This window comes from Acinetobacter brisouioides (genome assembly GCF_004331075.1).
Classification (GTDB): Bacteria; Pseudomonadota; Gammaproteobacteria; order Pseudomonadales; family Moraxellaceae; genus Acinetobacter.
On sequence record NZ_SJNX01000007.1, the window covers coordinates 192,265 to 199,670 of the forward strand.

7 protein-coding genes and 1 rRNA gene are annotated in these 7,406 nt (G+C 41.7%); 5 read left to right on the forward strand and 3 right to left on the reverse strand.

What is annotated here, in order from left to right; translation table 11 throughout:
- Positions 1-25: 25 nt before the first annotated feature.
- Positions 26-682 (reverse strand): glutathione S-transferase, encoded by a 657-nt coding sequence (locus E0H77_RS11100; RefSeq protein WP_131377990.1) that lies wholly within the window; start codon positions 680-682, stop codon positions 26-28.
- A gap of 185 nt (positions 683-867) precedes the next feature.
- Between E0H77_RS11100 and mdtD the strand changes: the two genes are divergently transcribed.
- The 5 genes from mdtD (at position 868) to E0H77_RS11125 (ending at position 6,062) form a co-directional block, all read left to right on the forward strand.
- Entirely contained in the window at positions 868-2,271 is a 1,404-nt protein-coding gene (mdtD, locus tag E0H77_RS11105) for a multidrug transporter subunit MdtD (protein WP_131377992.1), read from the forward strand.
- Between the two features lie 60 nt (positions 2,272-2,331).
- The gene (locus E0H77_RS11110) at positions 2,332-3,084 is read left to right on the forward strand and encodes a glycoside hydrolase family 25 protein (protein WP_131377994.1); all 753 of its coding nucleotides are present in this window, start codon (positions 2,332-2,334) and stop codon (positions 3,082-3,084) included.
- On the forward strand, positions 3,080-4,144 hold the full coding sequence (gene dinB / locus E0H77_RS11115) for a DNA polymerase IV (RefSeq protein WP_265937315.1): 1,065 nt from the start codon (positions 3,080-3,082) through the stop codon (positions 4,142-4,144). Before E0H77_RS11110 ends, dinB begins: the two co-directional genes overlap by 5 nt.
- Before the next feature lie 222 nt (positions 4,145-4,366).
- Positions 4,367-5,704: a shikimate transporter gene (shiA, locus tag E0H77_RS11120; protein ID WP_131377998.1), complete on the forward strand. Its 1,338-nt coding sequence runs from the start codon at positions 4,367-4,369 to the stop codon at positions 5,702-5,704.
- A gap of 4 nt (positions 5,705-5,708) precedes the next feature.
- Complete coding sequence (locus E0H77_RS11125) at positions 5,709-6,062, forward strand: RidA family protein (RefSeq protein ID WP_131378000.1); 354 nt, start codon at positions 5,709-5,711, stop codon at positions 6,060-6,062.
- A 21-nt stretch (positions 6,063-6,083) separates the two neighbouring features.
- Here the strand turns inward: E0H77_RS11125 and E0H77_RS11130 are convergent, their stop codons facing one another.
- Both E0H77_RS11130 and rrf read right to left on the reverse strand, forming a co-directional pair.
- Positions 6,084-6,548: a DUF2726 domain-containing protein gene (locus E0H77_RS11130; RefSeq protein WP_131378002.1), complete on the reverse strand. Its 465-nt coding sequence runs from the start codon at positions 6,546-6,548 to the stop codon at positions 6,084-6,086.
- A gap of 673 nt (positions 6,549-7,221) precedes the next feature.
- A 5S ribosomal RNA gene (gene rrf, locus E0H77_RS11135) occupies positions 7,222-7,336 on the reverse strand.
- Positions 7,337-7,406 lie beyond the last annotated feature (70 nt).

Below are 7,406 nucleotides of genomic sequence, written 5' to 3' on the forward strand. Positions count from 1 at the left end.
GCCTTTTTATATAGAACCCTAGTTGCTATTGATAGTGTCCATCAATTTCCTGTGCTCGCTGAAATGCCTCACGCTGCTGGATCCTTGCCAAAAATGCCCGAATGTTAGGAATATCAAGTGGAATACGCTTCGACATTGCTTGTAAAGGAAAACTCATTTGAATATCCGCAAAGGAAAAATCTCCAGCAAAATAATCATGCTCTGCCAAATATGCTTCGATATATGCCACATGATCTTGCAATCGAGGCTGTAAAAAACCCGTTTTTACGCCATTACAGACTCTTTTAGCAATTGGGCGAATCAACAACGGCATGTGGGCTGGCATATTGCTCATCACCAATTGAAAGACCAAAAGTGGCATCAGTGAACCTTCCGCATAGTGCATCCAGTACAAATACTGATAGGCTTGTTCCTGATCTTCAGGGCAAGGCTTGAACTGGTAGCTGGTGTCATAGCGCTGCTGTAAAACTTCCAGAATCACAGCAGATTCTGCCAAAACTTGTTGACCATCCTGCAAGATAGGCGATTTGCCAAGTGGGTGGATAAACTTAAGCTCATCGGGTGCAGCCAAGTTGGGTTGACGCTTGTAAAAGCGAACCTGATAATCTGTCAGTTGCAACTCTTCCAAAGCCCATAAAATACGAAAGGCTCGCGAATACTGTAAATAATGCAGAATCATCATTAAAAGTGACCTCCAGAATATTGCTCCTACTCATCCTAACAGATCAATTTATGATCATCAGGACTTTTTTATAACTTCGCGTTTCGGTGCAATACAATTACAACTTAAATGCTTATGACACTCCTGTTACAATAAAAATTATCACCTTTCGATAAATTCATGAATTTTTATAAGGTTTTTCCTGTATGGAACCTCGAAGCACGCCCAAATATCAGGCACTACAACCTCAATACCGTTTATTAGTTCTTTTGGTGTCGATTGGTTTTTTCATGCAGGCTCTCGATACCACCATCGTCAATACCGCTTTACCCGCCATGGCACAGCACTTACAGGAAAACCCTCTGCATATGCATGGGGTGATCGTCGCTTATGTGCTTTCGGTTGCGAGCTGTATTCCTCTTAGTGGCTGGCTGGCGGACCGTTTCGGGTTACGTCATGTTTATTTAAGTGCAATTATTATTTTTACCATTGCCTCTCTGGGGTGCGGTTTATCTAACACTTTAGAACAATTGATCTTTTTCCGTGTGCTGCAAGGTATTGGCGGTGCATTACTCTTACCTGTTGGGCGGCTGTCTTTATTAAAAATTATTCCACGTGAGCAGTTCCTATCTGCAATAAACCTCATGAGTCTTGCAGGGCTTATTGGGCCACTGGTTGGGCCAACACTCGGTGGCTGGCTAGTGGAAGTCGCGAGCTGGCACTGGATTTTTTTGATTAATATTCCAATGGGATTACTGGGTGTTATCGTCACATTCAAAGCGCTGCCCAATATCATCGAACCAAATGTTAAACGTTTTGACAGCTCAGGCGTGTTAATGCTCGTCGTAGCAATGGTTGGGTTAACTTTAGGTATTGATTCATTTTCAGTCAAAGGTTCATCACATCAAATCGCGTATATCTTGCTGATCGCTGGTGTGATTGCGAGTGCCTTGTATGCTCATCATGCACACAATCATCAGAATGCTTTATTTCGCAGCGACTTATTTCGGCATCAGTTTTATGCGATTGGGATTTTAGGCAATTTCTTTGCGCGCTTTGCAGGCAATGCCATTCCCTTTGTCTTACCATTGCTACTGCAAGTAGTCTTTAAATTCGAACCATTTGAAACGGGTCTCATGATGATTCCGCTGGTACTTGGTTCACTGTTTTCCAAGCCGATTGTGCGGCCACTGATTCAAAAGTTCGGCTATCGCAATGTTTTATTGTTCAATACCACTGCGGTAGGGCTATGTGTCATGAGTTTTACCCTGACCACAGCCACCACACCAGAATGGTTACGTGCGCTACATTTCTTTATCTTTGGTACGCTCAACTCGATTCAATTTGTCTCAATGAACACCTATACCCTCAAAGATTTGCCATCGCAGCATGCCAGTAGCGGCAACAGTTTCCTGTCCATGATCATGATGCTGTCAATGAGTATCGGCATTGCCTTTACAGGAACGCTGATTCACTTTTATCAGGGTACAAGCTTTCATCTACCGATTGCACAAGCTTTTGACTATACCCTGCTCACGCTAGGCGCACTGAATGTGATCACCATGCTGATCTTCTGGCGTATTCCAAAACAAAATCAGTCACAAGTTTAAATAGGCTTTCTGGTGCAGTTTTCTTAAAATAGATGCTCAACCCTAGATATCTGCTTGATCATGAAAGCTGCCCGCAAAAGCCATTTGCACCTTGTCCGAACTTTAACTGCAACCCTTGTGATCTTACTCTTATGTTTGATCAGCTTGGTTCTATTCCAGAACCAGCCAGCAGAAGCGCAAGACCACCCCGTGCAAGGCTTCGATGTTTCACATCATCAGGGCGATATTGACTGGAAAAAGATTTCACCTCGCAAATACCAGTTTGTGTATTTAAAAGCTACCGAGGGTGGTGACTACCAAGATCCAAGTTTTCAGCAGAATTGGCTCAAAGCACGCGAACAGGGCTTGCATGTCGGGGCATATCATTATTATCGTTTATGTCGTGACGCCAAAATTCAGGCGACTAATTTTATCGCCACAGTGCCCAACAAAGCCGATGCTTTAGCACCTGTTATTGATTTGGAATACGACGCCAATTGCCTGCAAAACTCAACCCAAGAACAACTACTTAAACAAATTCAAGTCATGCAGCAACTGCTGCATCAGCATTATGGCAAACCACCCATTATTTATACCTCCAAAACCTTTTACCATATTGTACTGATGGGACACATGCCACATAACGCGTTGTGGATTCGTGACTATGATGATGCTTACCCTAAACTCAAAGACCAACATGGCTGGATGTTCTGGCAATATACGCAAAAAGGGCATATCGAGGGCATTCAACAGCCTGTCGATTTAAATGCTTATGCAGGTTCGGCTGCACAGTGGCAAAGCTATTTACGTTATTTAGGGGTGCTTCATCATTAAACTACGGAAAATCATTCACATCGACATGGATGCTTTTTATGCCTCAGTCGAGTTACGTGAGCGCCCCGATTTAATCGATGTGCCTGTGGTAGTGGCATCGCATCATCCACGTGCCGTCATTACTACCGCCTCCTACCCTGCTCGTCGTTTTGGTTTACGTTCAGCCATGTCGATGGCGCAAGCCAAAAAACTCTGTCCGCATGTAGTGGTGCTTGAACCCCGTTTTGAGCTATATCGAGAAGTGTCTGTACAGCTTCAGCAAATTTTTCATCAATATACCGATCTGATCGAACCCCTGTCTTTAGATGAAGCCTATCTGGATGTCACTGAAAATAAACTCGGTTTGGCATCAGCAACTGAGGTAGCACAAGCCATTCAGCGACAGATCTGGCAACAAACCCAACTCACAGCTTCGGCAGGGATTGCCCCCAATAAGTTTTTAGCCAAAATTGCTTCAGACTGGCATAAACCCAATGGGCTATGTGTCATTAAACCCCAGCAAGTTCAACAGTTTATTTATGATTTGCCTTTAAAGAAGATCCCAGGAGTCGGAAAAGTGACTCAAGCCAAACTGGAGCAACTACAACTTTATACTTTAGGCGACTTACAAAAAGTCGAACTGCATGTTTTACAGCAACATTTTGGCAAATATGGGCAGCAGTTACATTGGTACGCTCAAGGTATTGATGAACGTCCAGTCGAAGCCAGTCGAGAACGTCAACAAATTTCCAAAGAAATGACTTTTGACCAAGACCTGTATTTATCGGCTTGTCAGGACGCATGGCAAATATTGGCTGAAAAAGTCTGGGTAAGTTTGGAAAAACGTCAACTGAGTGCTTTTGGCGTTAGCATTAAACTCAAGCAACCTGATTTTCAAATTGTCCAGCACAGTAAACGCTTTCAAAGTCCCTTAGAAAATCTTGCCCAGTTACAGCAAGCCATTCTGCTCTTACTCACCGAGTTACAACTATCTTCCCAGTTACGTTTTCGGCTGATTGGCGTTGGTGTCTATCAACTCATCGCGATAGAACAAAAAATTCAGTTGTCATTTTGGTCATAGATTCATTGACGTTAAAATGTAGATCTTTAATAAAAAATATATGGTATAGAGACTCGCATGCTGTGCATTTTTCGATTAAGCTATGCGCGCTTACATTTATCCATGAAGCTATTGCATGGTTAAAACTAATCCATGGTTTTAACTAGCCGTCCCTGTAATACATCGGATTAATCATCTTGCGCGTTGCAGGGCGCTCCGACTGTTAGGCATGGACTCCTTCGAATGACCCCAACCTCTTCTCTAAATAGCACACAAGAAAAACGTGCACGCAAAGCTGCACTTAGTAGCTTTATTGGTGCTGTTGTCGACTGGTATGATTTTTTACTTTATGGCATTGTTGCCGCATTAGTTTTTAAACAACAGTTTTTTCCTAATATTGACCCGACAATGGGTACACTGGCGGCTTTTGCCACCTTTGGTGTAGGTTTCTTATTTCGCCCATTAGGCGGTATTGTATTTGGGCATTTTGGCGACAAATTGGGTCGTAAAAAAATGCTGTTCCTCACCATTTTCCTGATGGGGGGAGCAACCGTAATGATCGGTTTTTTACCTACATTTAGCCAAATTGGCTGGTGGGCACCTGTTCTGTTAGTCACTTTACGCGCCATTCAAGGCTTTGCTGTAGGCGGCGAATGGGGTGGTGCAGCACTCATGGCAGTTGAAAATGCACCGAAAACCAAAAAAGCTTTTTACAGTAGTGGCGTTCAGGTCGGTTATGGTGTGGGCTTAATGCTGGCATCTGGCTGCGTATCCCTCATTATTCTATGGATTGGTGAAGACGGTTTTCGCGACTGGGGCTGGCGAATTCCATTTCTCGCTAGCGTTATCCTTGTCGCATTTGCAGTATGGGTGCGCTCCGATCAGGATGAATCTGCCGAATTTAAACAGCAACAAAAACAAGCACCTCAAGTTCGAGAAAAGAAATCACGTTTCCCGATTATTCAAGCCATTCAGCATAACCCTAAAGGCTTTTTTTATATTATTGCCTTGCGTTTAGCTGAACTGCTGTCGATGTATCTGGTCACCACGTTTGCACTGAATTACTCGACTGAAAAATTGCACATGCCTTCGCAGCTGTTCTTGAATATCTCATTAATGGTTGGTGCAATTAGCTGTTTCAGTATTCCCTTCTTTGCCATGATTGCTGACCGCTTTGGGCGTCGCCGCATGTGCATTATTGGTGGATTAATTGGTGCAGCAGCAGCATTTCCATTCTTCTTGGCATTGCAAAGTGGTTCAATTGGCTGGCTGATTGTGCTATCTATTTTACTTGCCAATCTCGCACATGACATGGTAGTGAGTGTGCATCAACCTATTTTTACTGAATTATTCGGTACTGAATATCGCTACAGTGGCGCAGGTGTCGGTTATCAGCTTGCCAGTATTGTCGGTGGTGGCTTTACTCCGTTTATTGCCACAGGACTCATCTTCCTCGCACATGGGCACTGGATCTTGGTCGCGATTTACTTAACCACTGGCTGTTTATTAACTGCGATTGTTGCAGCGCGTATGAAGGGTCAAGTATCATCAAAAATTATTCATCCTCCCCTTGTAGATTAAACTTATGGCTGTTCAACGTTTACATGTTACTCCACGTTTTTGTGAAATCGCAATTTCAGGTAACTTAGTCCATCTTGCAGGGCAACTTGCAGATGATACAACTCAAGATATTCGCTCACAAACCCAGCAAACCCTTGCCAATATTGACCGTTTCTTGGCAGATGCAGGAACGGATAAAACCCATATTTTATCTGTGATTATTTTCTTAAAAGATATTGAACAAGATTATGCAGCTATGAACGAAGTTTGGGATGCATGGATTGCTCAAGGTCATGCACCTGCGCGTACCTGTGTTGAAGCAAAACTATATATGCCTGAAGTTTTGGTTGAAATGACTGTAACTGCAGTCAAACCATAAGATTACAAGATGGCATTTGCCTTATGCAAATGCCATGCTTTTTTCCTGAATATTCAAGTCTCGTGATAATCTTTTTAGATCAGGCACACCTGCATAACGGATCACTCGATACCCTGCCATTTCCAATAAAGCATCTTCATATCGGTCTTCACGATGCTGAGTAAACATCGAATCACATAATGAAATAATTGCTACGGCCTGAAACTGTGAATTTAAAATCACAAAATCAGCGGTCATATTATTAAATTTTGCCCGTGTATGTGAGTATTTGCTGGTCAATAAAGCACTATAAGACACATTCGATAAAATAATATGCCGTGGTAAAAGTTTGATAAGTCGTTGATAGATAATTCGTTCATTGTAATTAAGCAACGCGCGCTGTTTTAAGGCACTGTCAGAATGTTGATCCGAACGTTTTCGATAGCGAAGCACGAAAACAACCAAAATCAACACACTTAATATAGTAAGAGAAGCTAGTTCAATCATTACATCTTTTCCTTATAATTATCTGATTCATGTATCAGTTGCAATTCCTGTGCAAGTCTTTTATTCATCCTAAAATGGTCAATGGCATTGAAAAATACAATACCACTGACAATTCATAAATTTTATAATGAAAAATATAAGTAGATTCGTCAACCTTATGAACACCTACCTAATCCATAACATATCCTGAGTTCTTTTACTTTGGCTTTGTAATATTCTATTTTTATAAAGATAATACGCTGTAAATTAAATAAAAAAATTCAAAGAACTTATTAATGGACCCAATTTAGAATATCCAATAGCCAATCAACAAATAATCACATAGATAGATTGATATTTTCATAAAATCAAGCACTTGGCATAAAATACCTTTGTAGTGCTAGACAAATAGATTGATCAAATAATTATGTATCATCTTGACCAAGATACGATAGACGTAAGCAAAGGAAAATTTAAATTAGATAGAAGCTATTGCTGTGGGCTATACAAAAAACGCGTAATCAAAATACTAGTTATGATGATCAAATCATATAAATGAAATTTAAATTTAATTTAAATCACTGATTATTACTTCAAAGCAGGCAGGAATACGTACCGCGATCATTAATTTTTTCAGGAATCGGCGCATAAAAAAGCACCCTCAGTCGAATGACTGAGGGTGCTTAGAATAATGAGCTGGCGATGACTTACTCTCACATGGGTAACCCCACACTACCATCAGCGCTAAGAGGTTTCACTTCTGAGTTCGGGAAGGGATCAGGTGGTTCACTCTTGCTATGGTCGCCAGCACAACTGTTTATGGACTTGTTCGGGTTTTATGCTCAGATCGTATGATCTTTTGCTACCGTACTTCGTACC

Coding starts and splice junctions, on each gene's coding strand:
- E0H77_RS11100 (WP_131377990.1), bottom strand. CDS start 682: ATGATGATTCTGCATTATTTACAGTATTCGCGAGCCTTTCGTATTTTA.
- mdtD (WP_131377992.1), top strand. CDS start 868: ATGGAACCTCGAAGCACGCCCAAATATCAGGCACTACAACCTCAATAC.
- E0H77_RS11110 (WP_131377994.1), top strand. CDS start 2,332: ATGAAAGCTGCCCGCAAAAGCCATTTGCACCTTGTCCGAACTTTAACT.
- shiA (WP_131377998.1), top strand. CDS start 4,367: ATGACCCCAACCTCTTCTCTAAATAGCACACAAGAAAAACGTGCACGC.
- E0H77_RS11125 (WP_131378000.1), top strand. CDS start 5,709: ATGGCTGTTCAACGTTTACATGTTACTCCACGTTTTTGTGAAATCGCA.
- E0H77_RS11130 (WP_131378002.1), bottom strand. CDS start 6,548: ATGATTGAACTAGCTTCTCTTACTATATTAAGTGTGTTGATTTTGGTT.